At 70.6% G+C, this 1,482-nt stretch carries 2 protein-coding genes; both read right to left on the bottom strand.

Translation table 11 applies throughout. The features are described 5' to 3' along the window. Positions 1 to 169 precede the first annotated feature (169 nt). The gene (flgG, locus tag GJV64_RS14350) at positions 170 to 955 is read right to left on the bottom strand and encodes a flagellar basal-body rod protein FlgG (RefSeq protein ID WP_164158144.1); all 786 of its coding nucleotides are present in this window, start codon (positions 953 to 955) and stop codon (positions 170 to 172) included. 11 nt (positions 956 to 966) lie between these two features. Next, positions 967 to 1,482, bottom strand: a 516-nt coding sequence (locus tag GJV64_RS14345) for a flagellar basal body rod C-terminal domain-containing protein (protein WP_164158141.1), incomplete at its 5' end; no start/stop codon positions are given.

Genomic DNA, 1,482 nt, shown 5'->3' with positions numbered 1-1,482 from the left:
CCGCCGCGCCCGCCGATCGCTGACCAGGCCGGAAAAGCGTTGCGCGTCGAACAGGCTGCCGGTGGCTACGGGCGCCGGCACCGGCGCCGCCGGCAGCGTGGGCGGCAACGGCCGCAGCTTCGGCGCGGCCATGGCCGGCGCAGCCAGCACCAGGGCGAGCGCAGCCAACCTAGACATTCTGCACCACGTAACGGCTCATCTCGTCGGCGGCGTTGATCACCTTGGAATTGATCTCATAGGCGCGCTGCGTCTCGATCATGTCGACCAGTTCCTGCACGCTCGACACGTTGGAGCCTTCCAGCATGCCCTGGCGCAGCTGGCCCATGCCCTGCTGCCCCGCCACACCCAGCGTGGCCGGGCCGGAGCCGGCGGTCTCGCGATAGAGATTGTCGCCCACCGGCATCAGCCCGGCCGGATTGAGGAAGCGGGCCAGCTGCACCTGCCCCACCTCCACCGGCGCCGCCTCGCCGGCGACCTGCGCCGTCACCGTGCCATCCGGTGCAATCACGATCTGGGTGGCGCCATCGGGGATGACCAGCGGCTGCGCCAGGCGGAGGCCGGAGGCGGTCACCAGTTCGCCGGTGGCCGACAACTTGAAGCCGCCATCGCGTGTGAAGCCCTGCGAACCATCCGGCAGCTGGATGGCGAAGAAGCCGGCGCCGTCGATGGCGAGATCGAGGGCATTGTCGGTCTGCAGCAGCGTCCCCTGCGCGTGGATGCGCTCGGTCCCCACCACCCGCACGCCGGTGCCGGTGCCAAGCCCGGTGGCATATTGGGTGTCGGCCCCGCTGGCGGCGCCGGGGTTGCGATCGTCCTGGTACATAAGCGTCGCAAAGCTGGCGCGGTCGCGCTTGAAGCCGGTGGTGGCGACGTTGGCGAGATTGTTGGAGATCGTCTTCATGCGCTGGTCGAGCGCGTCGAGACCGGATCGGGCGATATGGAGCGCGGTCGTCATCCTCAGTCTCCTCAATTGTCGCGGCGCAGCAGGCGGCTGCCCTGTTCGTCCATCTCCTGCGCCAGCCGCAGCAGCCTGGCGTTGATCTCGAAGCCGCGCTGTTCCTCGACCAGTTCCACCAGCGCCTGCGCGGTGGAGACATTGGCGCTTTCCAGCGCGCCCGCGGTCAGCCGCGCTGCCGGGTCGGCGGGCAGGGGGTTTTCGGGCAGGAACAGGCCGTCATCCGTCTTGTCGCGCGGGTCGAGGCCGCTGCCGTCCACCAGCTTCAGCCGGCCCACAGGCACCACGCCATCGGGCAGGGCGGCGGACACCGTGCCATCATCGCCGATGGTCAGCGGTGCGCCGGGCGGTGCCGACAGCGGTGCGCCGCCGGCATCCAGCACCACGCGGCCATCACCGGTGGTAATGAGCCCGGCCGGCGAGACCTGGAGATCGCCGCGCCGCGTGTAGGCCTCGCGCGGCTGGCCATTCAGCACCGGCCCCTGCACGGCCAGCCAGGCATCGCCGGCCAGCGCCACGTCCAGCCC

The organism is Sandarakinorhabdus rubra, assembly GCF_010994245.1.
Lineage (GTDB): Bacteria > Pseudomonadota > Alphaproteobacteria > Sphingomonadales > Sphingomonadaceae > Sandarakinorhabdus > Sandarakinorhabdus rubra.
This window is presented reverse-complemented; position numbering and strand designations above follow the sequence as displayed.

Excerpts from the sequence above, each read along its gene's own strand:
- flgG (WP_164158144.1), bottom strand. The coding sequence starts at position 955 with ATGACGACCGCGCTCCATATCGCCCGATCCGGTCTCGACGCGCTCGAC.